The 19,335-nt window shown below is 59.5% G+C and carries 19 protein-coding genes; 8 read left to right on the forward strand and 11 right to left on the reverse strand.

Annotated features, from left to right (window positions below; all coding sequences use genetic code 11):
- Genes RG2_RS22135 through RG2_RS22145 form a run of 3 tightly spaced genes read right to left on the reverse strand, consistent with a single transcriptional unit; the run spans position 1 to position 2,826 of the window.
- On the reverse strand, positions 1-1,221 hold the full coding sequence (locus tag RG2_RS22135; protein ID WP_033233626.1) for an acyl-CoA dehydrogenase family protein: 1,221 nt from the start codon (positions 1,219-1,221) through the stop codon (positions 1-3).
- Positions 1,208-2,008, reverse strand: a complete 801-nt coding sequence (locus tag RG2_RS22140) for an enoyl-CoA hydratase-related protein (RefSeq protein WP_033233627.1) — start codon at positions 2,006-2,008, stop codon at positions 1,208-1,210. The genes RG2_RS22135 and RG2_RS22140 overlap by 14 nt, the downstream gene beginning before the upstream one ends.
- Complete coding sequence (locus RG2_RS22145; RefSeq protein WP_033233628.1) at positions 2,005-2,826, reverse strand: SDR family oxidoreductase; 822 nt, start codon at positions 2,824-2,826, stop codon at positions 2,005-2,007. The genes RG2_RS22140 and RG2_RS22145 overlap by 4 nt, the downstream gene beginning before the upstream one ends.
- Positions 2,827-2,970: 144 nt before the next feature.
- Between RG2_RS22145 and RG2_RS22150 the strand changes: the two genes are divergently transcribed.
- Positions 2,971-3,447: a MaoC family dehydratase gene (locus RG2_RS22150; RefSeq protein WP_033233629.1), complete on the forward strand. Its 477-nt coding sequence runs from the start codon at positions 2,971-2,973 to the stop codon at positions 3,445-3,447.
- A gap of 49 nt (positions 3,448-3,496) precedes the next feature.
- Here RG2_RS22150 and RG2_RS22155 read toward each other — a convergent pair whose 3' ends face one another.
- A complete protein-coding gene (locus tag RG2_RS22155; RefSeq protein WP_033233630.1) occupies positions 3,497-4,177 on the reverse strand; it encodes a TetR/AcrR family transcriptional regulator in 681 nt (226 codons plus the stop codon).
- Positions 4,178-4,311: 134 nt separating this feature from the next.
- Here RG2_RS22155 and RG2_RS22160 point away from each other — a divergent pair, with 134 nt between their 5' ends.
- A complete protein-coding gene (locus tag RG2_RS22160) occupies positions 4,312-5,814 on the forward strand; it encodes an AMP-binding protein (RefSeq protein ID WP_033233631.1) in 1,503 nt (500 codons plus the stop codon).
- A 50-nt stretch (positions 5,815-5,864) separates the two neighbouring features.
- On the opposite strand, the gene RG2_RS22165 is transcribed toward RG2_RS22160, so the two are convergent.
- From RG2_RS22165 to RG2_RS22175, 3 genes are all read right to left on the reverse strand, one after another.
- Positions 5,865-7,256, reverse strand: coding sequence for an MFS transporter (locus tag RG2_RS22165; RefSeq protein ID WP_033233632.1), 1,392 nt, complete (start codon positions 7,254-7,256; stop codon positions 5,865-5,867).
- A gap of 230 nt (positions 7,257-7,486) precedes the next feature.
- Positions 7,487-9,157, reverse strand: a complete 1,671-nt coding sequence (locus RG2_RS22170; RefSeq protein ID WP_080711678.1) for an AMP-binding protein — start codon at positions 9,155-9,157, stop codon at positions 7,487-7,489.
- Between the two features lie 2 nt (positions 9,158-9,159).
- Positions 9,160-10,131 carry a phosphotriesterase family protein gene (locus tag RG2_RS22175; RefSeq protein ID WP_033233633.1) on the reverse strand — a complete coding sequence of 324 codons (972 nt, stop codon included), beginning with the start codon at positions 10,129-10,131 and terminating at the stop codon, positions 9,160-9,162.
- A 144-nt stretch (positions 10,132-10,275) separates the two neighbouring features.
- On the opposite strand from RG2_RS22175, the gene RG2_RS22180 reads away from it, so the two are divergent.
- Positions 10,276-10,836: a TetR/AcrR family transcriptional regulator gene (locus tag RG2_RS22180; RefSeq protein ID WP_033233634.1), complete on the forward strand. Its 561-nt coding sequence runs from the start codon at positions 10,276-10,278 to the stop codon at positions 10,834-10,836.
- A gap of 11 nt (positions 10,837-10,847) precedes the next feature.
- On the opposite strand, the gene RG2_RS22185 is transcribed toward RG2_RS22180, so the two are convergent.
- From RG2_RS22185 to RG2_RS22195, 4 genes are read right to left on the reverse strand one after another with little or no spacing between them, the layout of a single operon-like run.
- Positions 10,848-12,107 carry a D-amino acid dehydrogenase gene (locus RG2_RS22185; RefSeq protein ID WP_033233635.1) on the reverse strand — a complete coding sequence of 420 codons (1,260 nt, stop codon included), beginning with the start codon at positions 12,105-12,107 and terminating at the stop codon, positions 10,848-10,850.
- Complete coding sequence (locus RG2_RS22190; protein ID WP_033233636.1) at positions 12,104-12,499, reverse strand: RidA family protein; 396 nt, start codon at positions 12,497-12,499, stop codon at positions 12,104-12,106. The genes RG2_RS22185 and RG2_RS22190 overlap by 4 nt, the downstream gene beginning before the upstream one ends.
- Positions 12,492-12,620, reverse strand: coding sequence for a hypothetical protein (locus tag RG2_RS32410; RefSeq protein ID WP_255285236.1), 129 nt, complete (start codon positions 12,618-12,620; stop codon positions 12,492-12,494). The genes RG2_RS22190 and RG2_RS32410 overlap by 8 nt, the downstream gene beginning before the upstream one ends.
- Complete coding sequence (locus RG2_RS22195; protein WP_033233637.1) at positions 12,617-14,041, reverse strand: sodium:solute symporter family protein; 1,425 nt, start codon at positions 14,039-14,041, stop codon at positions 12,617-12,619. The genes RG2_RS32410 and RG2_RS22195 overlap by 4 nt, the downstream gene beginning before the upstream one ends.
- A 158-nt stretch (positions 14,042-14,199) precedes the next feature.
- Between RG2_RS22195 and RG2_RS22200 the strand changes: the two genes are divergently transcribed.
- From RG2_RS22200 to RG2_RS22220, 5 genes are all read left to right on the forward strand, one after another.
- The gene (locus tag RG2_RS22200; protein ID WP_033233638.1) at positions 14,200-15,345 is read left to right on the forward strand and encodes a CdaR family transcriptional regulator; all 1,146 of its coding nucleotides are present in this window, start codon (positions 14,200-14,202) and stop codon (positions 15,343-15,345) included.
- A 194-nt stretch (positions 15,346-15,539) separates the two neighbouring features.
- A complete protein-coding gene (locus RG2_RS22205) occupies positions 15,540-16,241 on the forward strand; it encodes a FadR/GntR family transcriptional regulator (protein ID WP_051730415.1) in 702 nt (233 codons plus the stop codon).
- A 243-nt stretch (positions 16,242-16,484) separates the two neighbouring features.
- Complete coding sequence (locus RG2_RS22210; RefSeq protein WP_033233639.1) at positions 16,485-17,825, forward strand: ABC transporter substrate-binding protein; 1,341 nt, start codon at positions 16,485-16,487, stop codon at positions 17,823-17,825.
- A 25-nt stretch (positions 17,826-17,850) separates the two neighbouring features.
- The gene (locus tag RG2_RS22215) at positions 17,851-18,624 is read left to right on the forward strand and encodes an ABC transporter ATP-binding protein (protein ID WP_033233640.1); all 774 of its coding nucleotides are present in this window, start codon (positions 17,851-17,853) and stop codon (positions 18,622-18,624) included.
- The gene (locus RG2_RS22220) at positions 18,621-19,334 is read left to right on the forward strand and encodes an ABC transporter ATP-binding protein (protein ID WP_033233641.1); all 714 of its coding nucleotides are present in this window, start codon (positions 18,621-18,623) and stop codon (positions 19,332-19,334) included. The genes RG2_RS22215 and RG2_RS22220 overlap by 4 nt, the downstream gene beginning before the upstream one ends.
- The last annotated feature ends 1 nt before the right edge of the window (position 19,335 follow it).

Consider the following 19,335-nt stretch of genomic DNA (forward strand, 5'->3'; position numbering starts at 1 on the left):
TCAGTTCGCCTTGACTTCGCGGTACTTGCGCAGCTCCTGCTTGGCGATGGCGCGCTTGTGTACCTCGTCCGGGCCGTCGGCGAGCCGAAGGGTGCGCATGTGGGCGTATGCCATTGCGAGCGGGAAGTCGTCCGTCACGCCGCCGCCGCCGTGAACCTGGATGGCGCGGTCGATGATCTTGAGCGCGATGTTCGGGGCCGCAACCTTGATGGCCGCGATCTCGGTACGTGCTTCCTTGTTGCCCACCATGTCCATCATGTGTGCGGCCTTGAGCGTGAGTAGCCGAACCATTTCGATGTCGATGCGCGCCTCGGCGATCCAGTCCTGGATGTTGGCGTTGTCGCTGACGGGCTTTCCGAAGGTGATGCGGGTGGATGCGCGCTTGCACATCAGTTCCAGTGCGCGCTCGGCCATTCCGATGGCACGCATGCAGTGGTGGATGCGGCCGGGGCCGAGGCGGGCCTGGCTGATCGCAAAACCTTCACCCTCGCCGGCGAGGATGTCCTTGGCCGGTACGCGTACGTCCTCGAAGGTGATCTCGCCGTGTCCCTCGCGGTCCTGGTAACCGAAGACGGGCAGGTTACGCACGATGGTGACGCCGGGAGCGTCGATCGGCACGACCATCATCGACTGCTGGCGGTGCGTCGCGGCATTGAAGTCCGTCTTGCCCATCACGATCAGAACCTTGCAGTTCTGGTGCAAAGCGTTGGAAGCGAACCACTTACGGCCGTTAAGTACGTACTCGTCGCCATCGCGATCCATGCGGAGCTGGATGTTGGTGGCGTCGGAGCTGGCAACCTCGGGTTCGGTCATGGCAAAGGCAGACCGGATTTCGCCTTCGAGAAGCGGCTTGAGGTACTTCTCCTTGTGCTCGTCGGTGCCGAAGAGCGTGAGCACCTCCATGTTTCCCGTGTCCGGAGCGGCGCAGTTGGTGGCTTCGGAAGCCAGGTGGCTGCGGCCCATGATCTCCGCGAGCGGTGCGTATTCCAGGTTGGTCAGGCCGGGGCCCCATTCGGGGTGCGGGTGAAAGAGGTTCCACAGCCCACGCGCCTTGGCTTCCTTCTTCAAGTCGTCGATGATCGGCGGCTGGAAGTGCGGGTTACCGGACTCACGCATCTGCGCTTCGTAGACCGCTTCGGCCGGATAGACGTGCTTGTCCATGAAGTCGAGCAGTTCGGCCTGGTACTTCCTGGTGCGATCCGAGAACTCAAAGACTGACATGTGAACTCCTGACAGAGAGGGAAGGAAAATTAGGTGGCCGACGCTCCAGATGACTCGCGACACCTTCGACGACGTCCGGTCCGCGAAATGCGTTGACCATGAGCATTTCCGCGCGCTGCGTGGATTCGTCGAACGTGCCGGTCTCGTCGGCGCTCAGCTGGGACTTCATGACCGACAACGAGGTCGGCGAGCAGTTGGCCGCAATTTCTGCGGCGTAGGCAACCGCTGCTTCTACGACATCACCGTCGACCAGGTGGTCGATCAGTCCGATGCGGTAGGCCTCGTCGGCTCCGACCATTCGACTCGACAGCAGTAAATCGGTGGCCCGACTCCGGCCGACAAGTCTAGGCAACGTCCATGAGATGCCGTACTCGGCGATCAACCCGCGCTTGGAAAATGCGGTGGTGAATCGTGTTGCAGACGAACCGAATCGAACGTCGCAGTACAGCGCTTCCACAAAACCAAGTCCGGCCGCTACTCCGTTGATCGCGCCGATCAACGGCTTACGTAGCGACGTGGGAAACTCGCGAGGCCGAGGCCGCACCAGATCCTCGTCGGAAACGTCGCCGACGTTCTTCAGGTTGCTCAGATCTGCACCCGAGCAGAATCCGCGACCCGCACCCGTGATCACGATTGCCCGGACGTCGGGATCGTCGTCCGCGGCGGCCAGTAGATCGAAGTACACGTCCTCGAGTTCGTTTGTCCAGGCGTTCAGGACATTCGGACGATTGAAAGTCAGCAGCAGGACGGACCCACGCTGCTGCGAAAGTACAAGTTCCGGAATCATCGCGTTCCGGCGAGCAACGACGCCTGGTAACGGCGCATTCCGCTGAGCCAGCGATCGTAATCAGCGCCCTTCTGCCGGTACATGTCCAGTACCTTGGGGTGCGGGAGGATGAGGAAGTGCTCGGCGTCCATTGCAGCCAACACGATTTCGGCGCACTGGTCGGGCTCGATCACCTCGCCGGCCGCAAGGACAGCTCCCGTCGCAGCGACTCCGAGGGGATCACCGGTCTCTTTCCCTTCGTAGAGGAGCTTGGTGTTGACACCCATCGGACACAGACAGCTGACTCGGACGCCCTTATCTCCGTATGTCATCGACAGCCACTCGGCAAAACCCACTGCCGCATGCTTGGTAACCGAGTACACCGCCGACCCGACCTGCGTGAGCAGGCCGGCAGCCGAAGCGGTGCTGACGAAGTACCCTTCGCCGCGCTCGACCCATCCGGGAACCAACAAACGAGCAGCTCGAATGTGGGCCCGCACATTGATGTCGAAGGCTACGTCCCAGCCGTCCTCGTCGACGTCGAGACCGAGGCCGCCGGTGATACCGGCATTCGCGAAGTAGAGATCAACGGGACCGAAAGCCTCCTCGGCCTGCGCGATCAACCCCTCGATCACACCGGCGTCTGACACGTCGCCACCGGCGGAGACCGCCGATCCTGGGTGCCCTGCGTTGACCGCGTCGGCCACAGCGGCAGCTGCATCGGCATTGAGATCGGCCACAACTACGCGGGCGCCCTCCGCCGCCAACTTCCTGGCGAGCGCTCCCCCGATACCGCCGCCACCTCCGGTGACAATTGCAACCTTCTGGGCGACCTTCATTGGCGATTCCTCTCGCTTGCATTCACCGAAAGCTTTTACCGTGATCCACGTCTCTTGTCATGTATAGTTGAATCCGGCGTCAACTTCAACCGTCGCCGCTGGAATCTATTTTCCAACCTCCTGAACTGCGAGTAAAGGACCACGATGACTGAAGAGCACTTGCCCGTCCGCCCGTCCACGTTTGCCGAGCTCGAGAAGTTGATCGGCCAGGAACTGGGCCCCACCGAGTGGTACGAGATCACGCAGGATCGCATCGACGCTTTTGCCGCGGTCACCAACGATCACCAGTGGATTCACGTCGACCCAGAGCGTGCGGCGGCGAGCGCATTCGGCACCACCATCGCGCACGGACTTTTCAGCCTCTCACTGGGTCCACAGTTCTCCTCCCAACTCCTGGCCTTCGACGGCTTTGCGCACAGCCTCAACTACGGATACGACAAAGTGCGCTTCCCCGCCCCGGTCCCGGTGGGCTCGCGACTGCGGATGCGCTCAACCGTGGTGTCCGCCGAGCAGTTGCCTGGCGGTATCCAGGTAAAGACGCGCCAGGTGCTCGAGCGCGAAGGTTCCGACAAGCCTGTGGCCGTCGCGGAAGCGGTAGCTCGCGTCGTCGAGAAGAGCTGAGACGATTTTCGAGGCGCGCCCTGAGCACTCTCGACCAGGGCGCGCTTCGTCAGCTCCGCCTCGGGAACTTCAGCGCATTGGCCCACAGATCCGTCACGGTGCCGACAATCTCGTCGAATTCGACCGGCCTGCCTTCCACTCGCCCGTCACCCAACGTGAATACACTGTGGGCAAATCGACTCACCATGCCGGACAATGCCATTGACGTAAGCAGAGGATTCAAGCCGGGATCAACGACACCACGTTCTTGCAGTTCGGCGATACCTCGCGCGTTGCGCAGAATAAATGCATCTGCCCGCTCGTTGCGAATCCTGCGGAACTCCGGGTCGATACTGGCAACTTGCTCCATCAATCCCATCAACTTTGCATTCCGTTGATATGCCGCAAGATACGCCCGATTACTTGCCTCAAGAATGGCATATGGATCGTCAGTGCCCGCAACCCTACCGATGCCCGGATGCATCATTTCCTCACGAGCTACCTCGAGGACGGCCGCAAAAACTTCTTCCTTGTTGGCAAAATAGGTGTAGAAGGAACCGGTAGCACACCCAGCTTCCTTCGCTATATCTATCAATCGCGCATCCAAATAGCCGGCCCGCTCGAAAACCACACGTGCAGAGGCGATCAGCGCAGCCCTGGTGCGAGCACCCCGTTCGGTGCTCGGCGGATCACGATGCCCCGCCGGCGGAGCAAGAGGCAGTTCGGATATCCGCGAGTCGTCATCCACCACGCTACTCACCTTTCCGAAGTTCACTGCTACTGAGGGATATTCACGACAAACTCAATGTTGACACCGAGTTCAAGTGTACGCTCGGCAAGGACATCAGGACACACAATCGGTCGATTCTCCTGAAAGGCATATCCATGGTCAGCGTTCTCGATCCGGTAACCCGTTACGCCGCAGCCACACCGGACAACCTCGCGATTCGCGGTTCCGGCCGGGACTGGACATACCGACAACTCCACGACACCTCCCTCTCGTTTGGCGGCCGAATCCGTGCTGCCGGATTGAGCGAAGGAGATCGGGTGTTGCTCGCCGCTCCGTCGGTTGCGGAATTCATCGTGGCGTACATGGGAATTCAGGCTGCCGGTTGCATCGTCGTCCCGGTCAATACAATGTCGGCACAGCCCGAGATCGAGTACGTGCTCGACGACGCCGATATCTCACTCGCCATCGCCTGGCATCAACTCGGGCCGGCGACCCATGACGCCGGCGCTGCCCGCGGCGTTCCGGTCTGGACCCTTACCGAAGAATCGGCGAGAACCGACCAGGAACCGACAGCGATTGCCGACCGAGATGTACACGACACCACTGCGATTCTCTACACCTCCGGCACCACCGGACGCCCGAAGGGTGCTCAGCTGACCGTGGGAAACCTGTTGTCGGCCGGCGAAATCGGAGCCGAGAGTAGCCGCGGAAACTCTTCGGACCGAACGGGAACGGGTCTACCGCTGTTCCACATCTTCGGACAGGGCTCCGTGATGATGGCAACCTTCACCGGCGGCGGATCACTCTCCCTGCTTCCGCGTTTCGATCCGACCGCCATGCTCGATCTGGTCCGCAAGGACAAACTCACCATAATGGCCGGTGTTCCGACGATGTGGAATGCCATGCTCCACGCAGCAGCCGACGTGGACAGCTCCGACTTCGAGCAACTCAGAATCGCAATCTCCGGCGGAGCCTCCCTTCCAGGCGAGGTGGCCCGCGCCTTCGAAACTCGGTTCGCCTGCACGATCCTCGAAGGGTACGGCCTTACCGAGACAAGCGCGTTCGGAACGTTCAACAGCATCGACCGTCCGCCGAAAATCGGCTACACCGGCCGGGCCGTCCCGAGAACCGAAGTCGAGGTTCGCGATCACGACGGAAATCATTGCCCCGCAGGCACAGTCGGAGAGGTCTTCATCAAGGGCCCCACTGTCATGAAGGGCTATTGGAAACGCCCGGACGATACCTCGGCGGTACTCTCCCCAGACGGGTGGTTCCGCACCGGCGACCTCGGTGAAACCGATCCGGACGGAGACCTTCGTATAGTCGATCGGGTCAAGGATCTGATCATCCGCGGCGGGTACAACGTGTACCCCGGCGAAGTGGAGGAGGTGCTGTATCAGCATCCCGACATCATCGAAGCTGCAGTGATAGGTATCCCGGACGACTACTACGGTGAGGAAGTCGCGGCAGTCGTAGCGGTGCGATCGGGTAGCGCCGTCGATGCTGCCGACGTGACTACATGGGCACGGGAGCGCCTGTCGGCGTACAAAATTCCTCGGGTTGTGCAGTTCATCGACGCACTGCCCAAGGGTTCCACCGGCAAGATCCTCAAACGCTCGATCGACCGCACCGGACTGGTCACTCTGAAACAGAGCTGAGCACGCGGGAAAGCCCCGGCAGAATTGTCTGCCGGGGCTTACCTGTCTCGCTACGACGCATACAGATGCGCACCGGGGATCGCCTCTGGATCGTCGCGGACTTCCTTCGGATTGGTCTCGGCAAGCGCCCACGCACTGAAGAAGGTCACCAATCCCATGAGTGCGACGAACACAGCAACCAGGGTCGTGGTTCCCGTCTTCGCGATCAGCGCCGTCATGATGAACGGTGTGCCACCGCTGACAGTGATCGCTGCCAGTTGATAGGCAAGAGACGCTGCGGAGTAGCGGACATTCGGGGCGAACAACTCGCCCATGTATGCCGCGATGGGCCCGTATGTCATCGACTGGAAAACGCTGCCGACGGTGACAGCAACAAAGAAGAGCGGTAGCGACTTGGTGTTGATCAGCCAGAAGTACGGAAAGGCCCAGACAACGATCGCGGCCGCACCGATCAAGATCATCGGACGACGCCCGATCCTGTCCGACATCTTTCCCGACCACAGCACCACTCCGACGGTCAGGAGCGCGCTGAGGAGAGAGATGATCAGAAGAGAATTCCTCTTTAGGCCGAGTTCCGTTGTGCCGTAGCTCAAAACACCGGCAATGCTGATGTAGAAGAGCGAGTTGGTAGCAGCCAGAAGACCACAGCCGAGAAGAATCTTGCGCCAATGAGTTTTGATCGCTTTTGTCGGCGGCGCCTGCACCACTGCATCCTTCTTGTTGCGAGCCGCTTCTTTCTGCAACTCCAGAAATTCCGGAGTGTCTTCAACCTTGGTCTGGATGTACAGGACGACTGGGAAGAGTAATGCGCTGGCGAAGAAGGGAATTCGCCATCCCCAGCTCAGGAATGCTTCGTTCGAGATCGTCGCAGTGGCGATCAGAAATACGACGTTGCCGAGAACCACGCCGAACGAAACACCCATCTGTCCAAAGGTTCCGGAGAATCCCCGCTTCTTCGGACTAGCCGACTCCGTGAGAAGCAAGACAATGCCGCCCCACTGCCCGCCGCAGGCAAGACCCTGAATGAATCGCAAGGTGACCAACAGAATTGGAGCAGCGACGCCGATTGCCGATGCACTCGGAATCGCGCCGATCAGGAACGTCGCCAATGCCATCAGGAGCAGGCAGGTAACCACGGCAGGCTTACGTCCGTACTTGTCCCCGAAATGGCCGGCAACAATCCCACCGATCGGCCGAGCTACGAATCCCGCCCAGAACGTACTGAACGAGAGCAATGTACCCATGAGGGCGGACGAGTTCGGAAAGAATACATGCGGAAAGACAAGCGCTGCAGCCGTTCCATAGAGAAAGAAGTCGTACCATTCGATCGAGCTGCCCAGAAGTCCGGCGCCGAGAAGCTTGCGATGTGCACGCTTCCTGGTGCGCTCTTGATCGGATACGCGCCCTGCGGGCCCTCCCGAATTCACTACCGATCTAGTCATGCCTACTCCTCGATGGGTCGTAGCGATTGCACCCGAACGAAGCGCCGCCCCGACAGTAGAAACTGACGCCAACTTCAAGTTCGGATGATGTGACCAGTGTGCGGCACCCACGGAGTGATGTCAATCACTGAATAGTATTGTTATGCACTAGCTTTGATGTCAGATCAGCCAGACACGACAATTGCCGGCCCATCACGATTCGATGAGCCGGCAGTTGTTCGAGTGTGGAATTAGCGCGCAATCCTCAATTCACGACGAAGAATCTTGCCGCTCACAGTCTTTGGAAGATCACTCATGACCTCGACAATGCGTGGGTACTTGTACGCAGCCAGACGGACTTTGCAGAATTCCACCAGTTCATCCGGCGCCGCCTCCAATCCTTCCTTGAGTGAAACGAAGGCTTTCACAGTCTCTCCGCGATACGAGTCCATGACACCCACTACGGCAGCCTCACGAACGGAAGGATGTTCGTAGAGAACATCTTCCACTTCGCGCGGCCAGACCTTGAATCCCGAGGCATTGATCTGATCTTTCATCCGATCGACCACGTAGAACCATCCGTCAGCGTCCATGAAACCTACATCGCCGGTGTGGAAACGGCCGTTGGGCATGGCGTGGGCGGTCTCTTCCGGCTTGTTCCAGTATCCGAGCGCTACCTGCGGGCCGCTGACAACTATCTCCCCGTACTCCCCGACCGGTACCGGATTGTCGTTTTCGTCCACCACCTCGGCATGCGTACTCGAGACAGGCACACCGACCGCTACCGCACCCGACGCGGGGTCGACCGGCGCTTCTCGTGAATGCGGCACAACGATTGCAGGACTGTTGGTTTCGGTCAAACCGTAGCCGTTGTGGATGTAGTGACCGAACTTCGCCCGAAACGACTCGAGCGCTGCATGCGGAATGGGCGCGCCACCCGAATAGACCGATTCGAGACTGCTCAACAACTCCTTCGATACTGCCGCATTATCCGTCCACGCGATGAAAACGGTAATTGCACCGATGATCGCTGTGGCGCGATGCTCCGAAATGGACTCCGCCGCAACAACAGGGTGGAATCTACACGTGAGAATTGTAGCGGCCCCCGATAGCAGCGGCGCCGCGACGTGTCCGATCAAACCAGTGATGTGAAACAACGGGGCTACGGCAAACATCGCGCCACCCGGGCGCAAGCCCACCCAGTCCCGATAGATCTGCGCTGCGAACACCACATTGGCGTGCGTGTTCATAGACCCCTTGGGCGGACCCGTCGTACCGGACGTGTACGGCAGATACGCAAGATCGCTCGACTCGAGGTCAACGGGATCGGCTGCGGCGCCGCGGTTCTCCTCGATCAACTCCAGCAGGTCGTGGCAACCCTCGTACCTCACTCGGCTGACAGACCCGAAAATTTTTTGATCACTTCGTGATTGAAAATCGAGTTCCGACGTAGTGATAACACATCCAACATCCGTGCCCACAGACGCCGTCACCACCGTCTGGGCCGAGGACTCGAGGCAGATCACCGCAACGGCACCGCTGTCGAGCAGGACCGTCGCCAACTCACGGTCGCGGTACATCGGATTGACCGGAACCACAACGGCTCCCAACTTCCAGACAGCCAGAGTCGCGACAAAGAACTGCGGCACATTCTGCAGGACAAATGCCACCCGATCGCCGAAGCCGATACCGTCACCGGCGAGAGCCACTGCCAAAGCGTCCGACATCGTGTCGAGCTCGCCGAACGTGAGAGTCGCGTCGAAGTACCTGATTGCGGGAGCATCAGTGTCGCGGGCCCGCGACGCACGGAACATCTCCAGGGCGTTGGTGTATTCGATGTCGACAGTTGGCGCAGTACCACTGTCGTAGCGCGCAAGCCAAGGACGTGGCACCGACAGCTTGCCCGCATACACGTCGTCCATGATCAGCTCTCGAAATATCGACGCGGATTGTCGACCAGCATCGTCGTGATCTGGTCTTCCGTGACGCCTCGCTCTAGCAAGGTCGGGATGACGTGATCGCTGATGTGCGTGTAGTTCCAGTTCGGCACAGCGGCAGCCTTCGCCTCGCTGGAGAACCAGTCGATGAAGCACGACGCGTCGTGGGCGAGGACCATTTTCTCCGCGTAGCCGCGACGAGCCATCTCCACCACGGTGTTCACGCGCTCCTCGAACGACAGGAGCACATCCAGACCGAAGCGGTCCATACCCAGTAGGGAGCCGGCATCTGCGAGCGCACACAGATAGTCGAGATCCGTCGAGTCACCCGAATGACCGATCACGACCTTGGTCAGATCTGCGCCCTCGTCGGCCAGGACTTTCTGTGCAACGAGCCCGGATTCGGTATGCGGGTCGGTGTGGACGGTTATGGGCACACCCGTTTCGACCTGCGCAGCTCCAACTGCGCGCATCACTCGCTCGACTCCGGGAGTCAGCCCGGGCTCTTCGATGGCGCACTTGAGGAATGCTGCGCGAATACCAGTGCCGGCGATGCCTTCTCGAATGTCTTTGACAAACAGATCGACCATCGGCTCTCGCACATCGAACAGCAATCCCGGTCCTGTGTGATGGAATTGGAACGGAATGTCGTTGTAGGTGTAGATGCCCGTGGCGACGATGATGTTGAGATCGACCTGCTCGTTGATTCGCGCGATGCGCGGAATGTATCGACCGAGTCCGATCACGGTGGGATCGACGATTGTGTCGATCCCGCGGGACTTCAGTTCGGTCAGCTTGGCAACTGCGTCCGCCACCCGAGCGTCTTCGTCCCAAGGCTCCGGGTAGTGCGGATAGTTCTGGCGCATCTCCTCTCCGAGAACAAAGACGTGCTCGTGCATCAGCACCTTCCCCAGATCGGCGCTGTCCACCGCCCCGCGAACGGCCTGTACTGAACTCATCGACAAAACCCCTGACTGTGATCGGCATCACTAAGCTGAGACAATGAGCTAGTGTGTCTCACCTAGGAGGGTTCGTCAATAGATAGCCAGAGCCGTACACAGACCCGAAAATCGACACACCGGCCCACCGGAGAGAATGCCTGTATGCCATCCGACCGCGACCGCCGGCGCGCCATCGACACCGCCGCGAGCATGTATCTCGCCGAAGAGGCGCTTGACATGTCACTACTTGCCGAGCGCCTCGGAGTAGGCCGCGCGACGCTCTACCGATGGGTCGGAAATCGCGACGAACTACTGGGGACGGTGCTGGCGGAAGCCACCGAGCGGACGTACCGCAAGGCGATGTCGCAAGCGTCAGGCAAGGGCCCGGAATACGTCATCGACGTATTCGGCCGAGTGATGCGTTCAGTAGACTCTTCAACCGAACTTCGCGCGCTCACCAAGAGGGAACCGATGGTGTTCATCAAGCTCGCGCTGATGCCCGGTGCCATCGAGTCCATTTCCGCGTCCATTGCCGCCGAGATCCTGCAGTCGCAGGTCGATGCCGGCCAGTTGACCCTCAGCTTGTCGCCACAAGTGCTGGGCCAGGCACTTGTTCGTATCTGCGACATCCACCTTTACGCACCTCTACTAGGTCGAGAGAAGGCAGAGATCGAGACAGCTCTCGATTTGATCGCACTTCTACTCGGGGTCCCGCGTAACTGACCCAGGCCAGGTCAATGCCGCCGCGACCGAATTGGCGAGTACGGCGACGGATCGATATCGGGGCAGCGCCCGTCGAGGGTGTCCGCCAGAACCTGCGCCGAACCGCATGCCATTGTCCATCCCACATGCCCGTGGCCTGTATTGAAAAAGAGATTGTCCAGCTTGCCTCGCCCGATGAAAGGAGGACCGTCCGGGGTCATCGGGCGTAACCCGGTGCGGTACTCGGCAGTGTCCCAGTCGAGAGCATCGGGGAAGAGCTCATTGGCCGCATCGATGATGCCGGCAAAATCACCCGGAGACTGACTGCGGTCGTAACCGACAAACTCCGCTGTCGCCGACATTCTCAGCTGATTACCGAACCTCGACCACGCAACCAGCGTTCGTTCGTCGATGCCCCCAATCGTCGGAGCACGGTCTGGACTTTTGATTCCCGCCGTGACGGTATAGCCCTTCGCCGGATAGATGGGTAGTCGAACGCCGCAGCTCCGCAATAGAAGCGGGCTCGAAGCCCCTGCCGACAGCACATACGCGTCCGCCTGTACACGAGTTGTGCCCACATTCAATGCGGTCACGGATTCAGCATCGACCTGAAGCCCCCCGACTGCATCTCCGAGATGAAACGTCACACCCAATCGTTCACACGCGGAAGCCAATCCGAGTGAAAAGCGGTGAGGATCACCGGTTCCGTCCACTTGGTCGTGGATCGCCCCGGCGAAGCATTCACTGCTCGCAGCAAGCGCCGGTTCCACCTCGACAGCCTGTGCGCGAGTAAGTACGTCCTGAACCCGCCCATACTCAGCCAACAGCCGAGAGTTTCTCTCCGCCTTGGCAAGTTCTTTCTCGTCACGGTACAGATAGAGAACACCGCGATCGGTCTGCCAATATTGCAGACCCTCGTGATCGGCAATCTCTTCCATGAGTTGCTGGCTGTATCGAGCGAGAGCAAGTTTGGCGAGCGTGTTCGACCGAGACCGTGACGGCGTGCACTCCCGCAAGAACTCCACGCCCCACCTCAGCAGCGAAGGATCGATGCGTGGAACCACTCGAATCGAGGTCTGTCCGCCCATCAGTGATCGGGCGAGCATGAGTGGAGCAGACGGAGACGCCCAGGCATAGGAATGTCCAGGAGCGATCAAACCCGCAGTGCTCGAGGACGTATCGGATGCGACGCTACTCCGGCGGTCGTATACGTGAACCTCGTGGCCCCGTTGCGCCAACGTATATGCCGACGCAACGCCGACTACACCTGCTCCGATGACTGCAATCTTCATCGGACATCACCACTTCCACGAACTGCAGTGGCCTGGACTTCGACCAGAAGCAACGGATCGAGCAGTTGGGCAACCACCGTCGCGCGCGCCGGCCTGCTGTCGGGGAACCAACGTACCCATTCACGGTTGAAGTCGGCTGCGTAGCTCGCGTCGGACAGATACACCGTTGCCTGCACTACATCGACGAGCGACGACCCGACCACGTCGAGAACCGTGGACAGTCGCGAAATGCACTGTGCCGTCTGTGCCGTCACGTTTCCTACATGAACGGCGGTGCCGTCCTCCGCGAAGGAAACCTGGCCGGAAACGTACACTGTATCCCCGACCACGACCGCCGACGGATACTCCGAATCCGAAGTCGTAATTCCGGCGACATCGAATGTTTCACGCATTGTCGTCTCCCCGCTCATGCAGTACCTCTTGAACGTAGAACTTCCAGCCGAGGAATCCGACCCATAGCGTCACGACGATGACCGTGATCGGGACACCGTAGAGCAACAGTTCGGCAATCATGCCGGTTCTCCTTGCAGGACAGGCACTGCCGGATGTCGGCGGCGCGGATACTTGGAATTGGTCGCCATTGCCACAACGACGAACACGATCAGATTGGCGATCACGCCCGGGATCAAACCGTCCAAACCGAACGGCGAACCCAAGACCCATTGCCAGATGCCGGTAACGAGTGCACCAGCCGCAATAGCCGACAGCGCAGCAGGCGCAGACCGCACACCAAAGAGAACCGCACCGAATAGCGGGACTATGACGGTCGGCGCCCACAGGGTGTAGCTGTAGAGCAGAGCGTCGACGATCGACGGCACGCTGAGCGCGAATACCGTCGCGCCTGCGCCCACGATCACGCTGGTCGCTCGCTCGATCCTCAGTCGCTTCTTTGCGGGCAGTTCCGCTTCGGCCAGTGGTTGATAGATGTCCTTGGTCAGGACCACCGCAGTCGAATTGAGATACGAACTGGCCGTCGACATCACAACTGCCAACAAGGCTGCAACGACCAAGCCGAGAACTCCGACCGGCATCAAGTTCATCACTACCGTGGGAAGTGCCTGATCGGACTCGATATCGGGATACAGCACCAACGCGATCAGACCGATGGACGCCGCGGTGAAGAAGAAGAAAAACGAGAAGAATCCGGCGAGCGCATAGCCCTTTCTGGCGTGGCGCGAATCGGGTGTCGAGAACGTCCGCTGCGCGTAAGGCGGCACCAAGGTTTCTCCGAGGAGAAGCGCGGCGAACAGGGTCAGGAACTGAACCGGCGTGTAGTCACCCATAAAACTCAGATGATCACTTGGAACTGCATCGACAAGAGCGGAGGGGCCACCGACGGCGTGGAGGCCGATGAGCAGGGCGACGGGCAATAGCACGCCGAGGAAGACAAACTGGAGCATGTCGGTCTGGATGACAGCCCAAGCACCGCCGAAGGACGAATACAGGACGACAACTCCCATACCGATAATCACGGAGGGAACCACCGGTACGTCCAAGGTCGCGTTGACAACAGTCCCTATGGCGAGCGCCTGCGCACCGAGGATGCCGGCGCACAGCACCACCGACAGGCCACCTGTCACCAAGCGTGCCGGTTTGCCGTAATGCTCCTCCATAACGTCGCCGAGTGTGTGGGCACCGACGTAGTTCTTGAGTTTGGGTGCAACAAAGTACCCGACCAGAACGGTCTGAATACCGAAGGCGCAGAACGCGAACATATACACGTATCCGTCGCGCATCGCGGCGCCTGCGACACCCAATGAAGCGCCGCCACCGAGAAATGCTGCAGCCAGGCTGCCGAAGAATACAGGCCAGACGATTCGGTTGCCGGCAACCGCAAAATCGTCTGGAGATTTGACTCGCCGCATCGTCTGCACTCCGATGATGATGAGCAGACCGAAATACACGCCGAGGAGGATCCAATCGAGGATGGCCATGTGAACTCCTAGTTGAGGATTGGCCAATACTAAGAATGCAAAGTGAAACAGGTCACTGGCGATGTGACCAGAATTCCCCGCCGGAAACACGATACTTCTGTGCACTGTGCCCAACGTGTTCTGTCGACACATCCGGTCCCTCAAGGGAGACTCGTTCCATGCTCAGTAGTGCGCTCGCCCAACAAATCGCGAACGACATCACCGACGTGATCATCCACAATGTTCTGATCACCGACTCCGAAGGAATCGTGCTCGGAAGCGGCGATCAATTGCGCGTAGGCCAGTTCCACGAGGCCTCCGTCGAGGTGATCCGAAGCCGAAAGATGATCACGCACAACGCGGAAGACGTACGTCAGCTTGTCGGCAGCCTTCCCGGGGTAACAATTCCCCTCGTCATCGACGGCAATGTCGTCGGCACGATCGGACTGTCGGGGCCACCGTCACAGGTGGAGCAATTCGGACTGGTCGTCAAACGACAGACCGAAATTCTCATGCAAGAGGCAGCACGCATCGGATCGCGGAGAACCCGAGAGCGAGCCATTGAGGAGCTTCTCCGCGACATCGCCGACTGGCACCATTCGACTCTGGGAACCGGCCCGATCGAGAGACGTGCCACGACGCTCGGATTCGATCTGGAGAGCCCTCGAGTGGTCGCCCTGATCGGCTACTCGCACTCGGGCTCCCACGTACCTTCCGATGCCGGACCCGACAAAGTAGTCAACGCACTAGCATCGATTTTCACCTCGCGAACCGACTTGATCGCACCACTCGCCCGATCGATGATCGCGGTAGCAACCCGGGTCGACGCCGTCAGCCCCGCCAGCGATCACACCGTTATGGCAGCGTGCAGTACATTTATCACTCTCGCACGCGAACTCGGTTGGAGTATCCGAATCGGCCTCGGCTCTCGCGCCACGGGAATCGAGCAGCTCAATATCTCCGCACGCGATGCGTACGACGCCATTCAATTGGGATCGAAACTCGAGCCGTCAAGCAGGTTTCACGACATCGAAAGATTTCGACTTCAGCAGGCTGTTTCCGTAATCCCCGATGAAAGTCGATTGCGCTTGGCTCAGACGATACTCAGAGGATTGCCGCTCCAGGACGATTGGCCGATGCTGGCGAACACCGTCATCGCGTGGGGAGAATCTGCGTTCAACAGCACTGCCGCAGCGCAACGCCTGCACATCCACCGCAACACTTTGACTTACCGACTGGAGAAGATCGAACGCGCCATCGATAGATCTCTCGGCGACCCAGGCACCGCGATCTCGCTTTACCTAGCCTGCACCATGACTCGATGAACAATGCGAATACCCGGCGTCGTCTGCACCTTCCGACCAGTCGATAACCGCCGCAGAAGCACGAAACTCGAGCCAACCCTTGACTAGGCCCCTCTGTGAGCCTAATCTCATTTCAGATTGGTTCAACCAATCAAACACTCGCCTCGGGTCCACCGTGCGCCCACCGGTTCACCGCGATCGGAGACAATACGAAGATGAGCAAGCCGTTCGAGATCAAGCGCATCCCGGTACATGACCAGGTTCGCGATCACCTCCAGGACATGATCCGGGGAGGACGCTTCTCGCCAGGCACCGCTCTGCCGCCCGAGAGAGAACTTGCCGCCACGTTGGGCGTGTCACGCCATTCACTGCGACAAGCTCTTTCGTCACTCGAAGCGGTCGGAATGATCGAAACAAGACACGGCTCAGGAGTATTTCTCACCGAACGGCCGTCGGATGCGGCAGTCATTCGCGTATCCGACATGCTGTTCGAAGGAAACCGCTCGCTGACCGACGTTGTCGAAGCCAGACTGGGTATCGAACCCTTCATCGCCTCGACAGCAGCTGAGAGGCGCACAGAACGCGACCTTGCCTCTCTGCACCGAGCAATGCACGCACACACAGCAGACGGTGAAACCGAAGATGTCTTCGGATTTCACGAGGAACTGGTTCGAATGACCAAGAACCCGGTCCTCAGCGGCATCATGCGATCTCTGACCACGGGCCCACGAGGGATCACCAGGCTCAATGAACACGATCCCGAAACAAATCCGTGGTGGCACCTGGACCACGAACGGATCTATGCAGCAATCGAATCCGGCGACGGCACAGAGGCCAGCCGATTGATGACCGACCATATTCTCTCGATCCTGCGTCTCGCCCGAGCCGCAGATACCTCCGAAACCGATCAGATCTAGTTCAGAAGCACTGCACAAGAAGATAATCCAAGCCAGCCGCGCGAGGGTTCGACCACATCTGCCAGATCTGAGCAGGTCGCACCTGTAGCTCTCCCACTCGAAACTCGGTATCCGCGCCTGAATTCGCGGTCACCCGATTACCCGTTGCACCCGCAGCAGTTATGCGGTCACCGGGAGCGTCCTGGCGCCTTCATCTGCCGACGTCGCGTCATCTCCCGCGAATCAGTGAAAGCGAGACTTTTCATGCCCATTTCATCCTCATTCTCGAACACTCGACGAGGTGCGTCCCGTCGACGGATCTCGTACTTCGCCGCCCCTGTTGTCCTCGGCCTGGCCCTCACAGGCTGCTCGACAAGCGGTACACAGGCAACGTCGGGCGGCGGTGAGATCACAGCCGGCAAGGTGACGATCGACACGACGAAATGCCCTGCAGGAGCTAGTGAATCACTCTCAACTGGAGCCGACATCGTAATCGGAACCTCACTCGCCCAATCAGGTTCCGGCGCCTCGTCCGCGCTGTCACTCGGCGGAATCAATGCCTACTTCGACAAGATCAATGCCGACGGCGGTGTCGACGGTCACAAGGTAACGCTCAACGCCAAGGACGACGCGCTCGACCCCGCCCGTGCGGTGGCCAACGTGAAAGCCTTGATCGAACAGGACAACGTGTTCGCCACGATCTTTCAGCTGGGCACCCCACAGAATCTCGCCACCCGACAAATGTATGAAACAAATTGCGTACCACAACTTTACGCATCAACAGGCGATCACTCGTTCTACGATCCCGCTAACCACCCGTGGTCGACATCGAGCTTCCTCCCGTACGACGCCTGGGGCGAAGCCACCGCTGAGTTCATCGACAAGAAGTTTCCTTCCGGTGCAAAAGTTGCAGAACTGGTATGGAATTCGGACACCGGCAACGCCCTCGACGAAGCATTCACTCGGGGCATCGAGGGAACATCCGTGGAGATCGTCGCTTCACAGTCACACGACTCGACTGCCGTCTCCATGAGCAATCAGGTAACCGAAATGTTGGCGAAATCGCCTGATGCCATCGTTGCGGCAACAAGTGGGGCATTCTGCAACCAACTCGTCTCTGCCGCCCGTCGAGCAGGATTCGGCGGACCGATCGTGGTGCCGCCCTCCTGCCGCGACACCACACAATTCTTTGAGCCACTGGGTGAACTGGCGGACGGATTGCTGACCGTACGGAGCTCTCTCGACCCGGCCGATCCTACTGCTGCAACAGAACCCAGCATGAGGGAGTACTTGGAGGCCATGCAGAAGTACCAGCCCTCCTACGATCCACGCTCGACCTACGTGGCAGACGGATACCGGTTCGCGGCGCTCCTCGTCGAGCAACTCCAGCGCGCGGCATCCGCAGAGGGTGGTTTGAACCGGATCAATCTGATCAATGCAGTCTGGTCCACTGACACGGTACTGCCACTGAACTTCCCCGACTCCCGAACGGTCATCAACGGTGACGTTCCATTCCCCGTCGGGGACGGTTCGATGCTCGCGTACGACACGTCCACCAAATCGTGGGAGCCGACCGGTGTAGACGTCACCGCGTCTGCACCCTGAACCCACCGGAATTTCAGGACATGCCATGAACGCTCCCGCCCTCGCCATTACCGACCTCTCACTGTCGTTCGGTGGAATCCAGGCTTTGGACAAGCTCTCCTTCGACGTTGCGCCCCAGAGTATCTGCGGTCTCATCGGCCCAAACGGGGCTGGCAAGACCAGCGCATTCAACATCATGAGCCGCATATATCAACCCAGTAGCGGTTCCATCGAATTGTTCGGCGAACTGGACCTCCTCGCCGTACCCGTTCACAGGATTCCGGAACTCGGCGTCGCCCGCACGTTCCAGGAAATTGCATTATTTCCTTCACTGTCCGTACTCGACAACGTCACTGTCGGCGTGCGCCTCGAGCAGAAAGCAAGCTGGATGCGCACAGCGGTCGGAATCGGTGCCAGGGCACGCGAAATGCAATCTCAGGAAAAGGCCTTCGCAATCCTCGAAGATTTGGGACTGTCACACCTGGCAGGGTCCATGGCAGCAGATCTGCCGATCGGAACACTGAAACGGGTTGAGCTTGCTCGAGCGTTGGCGTCCGATCCGAGAATTTTGCTACTGGACGAGCCTGCAAACGGATTGATCCACAGCGAAGTTCACGAACTTGCAGCTGAACTGTCGCAGATCAAGGAGCGACTCGACCTCACAGTGCTTCTCGTCGAGCACCACATGGGAATGGTGACAAGCGTGTGTGACCACGTTGTCGTGCTCGATCGTGGCCGAAAGATCGCCGACGGCCTTCCGAAGGACGTCACAAGCGACCCGCGCGTGATCGAAGCGTATTTAGGAAAGTGGGGACAATGAGCAGCTTTCTCGAAGTTCGTGGACTCTCTGCACGGTACGGACAGTTACCGGTACTGCACGGCGTCGATCTTTCTGTCGAGCAGGGTGAGATCGTCGTTCTACTCGGCGCAAACGGCGCCGGGAAGACAACCACGTTGCGTGCGCTGTGCAGCCTCGTGTCGACCTCTGGCAGCGCAATTTTCGACGGCACAGAACTAGTCGGAAAGTCGACTCGCAGCATCGTTCGCCGCGGCGTTGCGATGGTTCCGCAAGGGCGAGGGACTTTCAAGGACCTGACGGTTCTCGACAACCTGTACGCCGGCGCGTATCTGCGAAAAGGCCGAGCCGAGATCAGTGCCGACATCGCGATGTGGTTCGAACGGTTTCCACGGTTGGCCGAGCGTCGTGAGCAGAAATCCGGAACGTTGAGCGGAGGCGAGCAACAGATGCTCGCTGTCGCCAGGGCAATGATGTCCCGCCCCCGCTTGCTCCTACTCGACGAACCGTCTCTCGGGCTCGCACCGCTGGTCGTCCAAGAGCTCTTTAATCTCCTCTCCACGATCAACAAGGATTTGAACACGTCGATGCTTGTGGTCGAACAAAGCGCGGAACTGGCCCTTGCAATCGCAGACCGAGGCTACGTCCTCGAAGCCGGTCACACCGTGCTGTCCGGATCGGCCACCGAACTGCAGAGCCACGACGGTGTCCGCCAAGCCTATCTGGGGTTATGAC

Source organism: Rhodococcus globerulus NBRC 14531, assembly GCF_001894805.1.
Taxonomy (GTDB): domain Bacteria; phylum Actinomycetota; class Actinomycetes; order Mycobacteriales; family Mycobacteriaceae; genus Rhodococcus_F; species Rhodococcus_F globerula.

Coding starts and splice junctions, on each gene's coding strand:
- RG2_RS22185 (WP_033233635.1), bottom strand. CDS start 12,107: ATGAAGATTGCAGTCATCGGAGCAGGTGTAGTCGGCGTTGCGTCGGCA.
- RG2_RS22175 (WP_033233633.1), bottom strand. CDS start 10,131: ATGAGTTCAGTACAGGCCGTTCGCGGGGCGGTGGACAGCGCCGATCTG.
- RG2_RS22210 (WP_033233639.1), top strand. CDS start 16,485: ATGCCCATTTCATCCTCATTCTCGAACACTCGACGAGGTGCGTCCCGT.
- RG2_RS22220 (WP_033233641.1), top strand. CDS start 18,621: ATGAGCAGCTTTCTCGAAGTTCGTGGACTCTCTGCACGGTACGGACAG.
- RG2_RS22135 (WP_033233626.1), bottom strand. CDS start 1,221: ATGTCAGTCTTTGAGTTCTCGGATCGCACCAGGAAGTACCAGGCCGAA.
- RG2_RS22205 (WP_051730415.1), top strand. CDS start 15,540: ATGAGCAAGCCGTTCGAGATCAAGCGCATCCCGGTACATGACCAGGTT.
- RG2_RS22200 (WP_033233638.1), top strand. CDS start 14,200: ATGCTCAGTAGTGCGCTCGCCCAACAAATCGCGAACGACATCACCGAC.
- RG2_RS22160 (WP_033233631.1), top strand. CDS start 4,312: ATGGTCAGCGTTCTCGATCCGGTAACCCGTTACGCCGCAGCCACACCG.
- RG2_RS22165 (WP_033233632.1), bottom strand. CDS start 7,256: ATGACTAGATCGGTAGTGAATTCGGGAGGGCCCGCAGGGCGCGTATCC.
- RG2_RS22180 (WP_033233634.1), top strand. CDS start 10,276: ATGCCATCCGACCGCGACCGCCGGCGCGCCATCGACACCGCCGCGAGC.
- RG2_RS22190 (WP_033233636.1), bottom strand. CDS start 12,499: ATGCGTGAAACATTCGATGTCGCCGGAATTACGACTTCGGATTCGGAG.
- RG2_RS22150 (WP_033233629.1), top strand. CDS start 2,971: ATGACTGAAGAGCACTTGCCCGTCCGCCCGTCCACGTTTGCCGAGCTC.
- RG2_RS22140 (WP_033233627.1), bottom strand. CDS start 2,008: ATGATTCCGGAACTTGTACTTTCGCAGCAGCGTGGGTCCGTCCTGCTG.
- RG2_RS22215 (WP_033233640.1), top strand. CDS start 17,851: ATGAACGCTCCCGCCCTCGCCATTACCGACCTCTCACTGTCGTTCGGT.
- RG2_RS22170 (WP_080711678.1), bottom strand. CDS start 9,157: ATGGACGACGTGTATGCGGGCAAGCTGTCGGTGCCACGTCCTTGGCTT.
- RG2_RS22195 (WP_033233637.1), bottom strand. CDS start 14,041: ATGGCCATCCTCGATTGGATCCTCCTCGGCGTGTATTTCGGTCTGCTC.
- RG2_RS32410 (WP_255285236.1), bottom strand. CDS start 12,620: ATGATTGCCGAACTGTTGCTCTACGGTGTCCCGATCACGGTCATCGTC.
- RG2_RS22145 (WP_033233628.1), bottom strand. CDS start 2,826: ATGAAGGTCGCCCAGAAGGTTGCAATTGTCACCGGAGGTGGCGGCGGT.